General features: G+C 59.6%; 1 protein-coding gene. It reads left to right on the forward strand.

All coding sequences use genetic code 11. The annotated features are described in order from the left end of the window. The first annotated feature begins 127 nt into the window (after positions 1-127). Positions 128-1,453: an APC family permease gene (locus KGB23_RS30065; RefSeq protein WP_223433701.1), complete on the forward strand. Its 1,326-nt coding sequence runs from the start codon at positions 128-130 to the stop codon at positions 1,451-1,453. The last annotated feature ends 101 nt before the right edge of the window (positions 1,454-1,554 follow it).

Genomic DNA, 1,554 nt, shown 5'->3' on the forward strand with positions numbered 1-1,554 from the left:
CCCTTTCCCCCTTTCCCCCTCTCCCCTTTGGGGAGAGGGCTGGGGTGAGGGGTGGCTTTTGAAGTAGACGTAAATTTTTGCCGAACTCGGCTCTGCCATAAATCTAATAAATTCGGAGTAGTCGCTCATGGCTCGTTTGCAACGCACCCTGTCATTGGGTTCGGTGGTGCTGTTCGGCATCGCCTACATGACGCCGATCATCGTGCTCGGCACCTTTGGCATCCTCGCTCAATCCACCGCCGGCATGGTCCCGGCCGCGTACCTGGCGGCGCTGGTGGCGATGTTTTTCACCGCGATGAGTTACGGTCGAATGGCCTCGGCGTTTCCCGTCGCTGGCTCGGCCTATAGCTATGTCCGCAAGGCGATCAGCCCGAAACTCGGTTTCATCGCCGGTTGGGCCGTGCTGCTCGACTACCTGTTCCTGCCGATGGCGATCTGGCTGATCGGTGCGGCTTACCTCAACTCCGCCTTCCCGGCCGTGCCGCAGTGGATCTGGGTGCTGGCGTTCATCGGCATCACCAGTGCGATCAACATCGTCGGTCTGAAACTGGCCAACGGCATCAACGCGTTACTGATGCTGGTGCAGTTCCTGGTACTGATCGCCTTCGTTGCGCTGTGTGTTCATTACGTCGGTGGCGATGCGAGCACGCCGTTGTGGTCGGTCAAACCGTTCTTCAACGGTGACATGCAGATGCCGCTGATCATGAGCGGCGCAGCCATCGCCTGTTATTCATTCCTGGGGTTTGACGCGGTCAGTACCCTGACCGAAGAAACCCGCGACCCGCGCCGCACCATCCCGCGAGCGATCATGCTGATCACCCTGATCGGCGGGCTGATCTTTGTCGGAGTGTCGTACTTCGTGCAGATCGCGCATCCGTCGTTCCAGTTCGACAGCGTCGACTCCGCGGCCTATGAAATTGCCCGCAACATTGGTGGTGACCTGTTCGTGTCGATCTTCCTGATCGGTCTGATCGTCGGCCAGTTCGCGTCGGGCTTGTCGGCGCAGGCCAGCGGCTCGCGGCTGTTGTTCGCCATGGGCCGTGACGGTGTGCTGCCAAAATCGTTCTTCGGCACTTTGCATGAACGCTTTGGCACGCCGGTCAACAGCATCCTGCTGTGCGCCGTGGTCGCCTTGCTGGCACTGAAACTGGACGTCACCACCTCAACCTCGTTCATCAACTTCGGCGCGTTCCTGGCGTTCAGCCTGGTGAACCTGTCGGTGATCTTTCACTACTGGATCGGCGGTGAGAGCAAAGGGCTGCGTGAATTCGTGTTGTTCCTGCTGTTCCCGTTTATCGGCCTGGCGGCGGATTTGTGGCTGATGGTCAGCCTCGATCACCTGGCGATCTATCTGGGCCTGAGCTGGCTGGCGATTGGCGTGGTGTACCTGGCGGTGCTGACCGGCGGCTTCCGTCGTCAGCCACCGGAGATGGATTTCCAGGAAGCCACATAATTGCCTGACTGCTAAAGAACCTGTGGGAGCGGGCTTGCTCGCGAAGGCGGTGTGTCAGTCACTATCAATGTTGACTGACATGGCCCCTTCGCGAGCAAGCC

The sequence above is a fragment of the Pseudomonas sp. GL-B-26 genome (genome assembly GCF_019947405.1).
Classification (GTDB): Bacteria; Pseudomonadota; Gammaproteobacteria; order Pseudomonadales; family Pseudomonadaceae; genus Aquipseudomonas.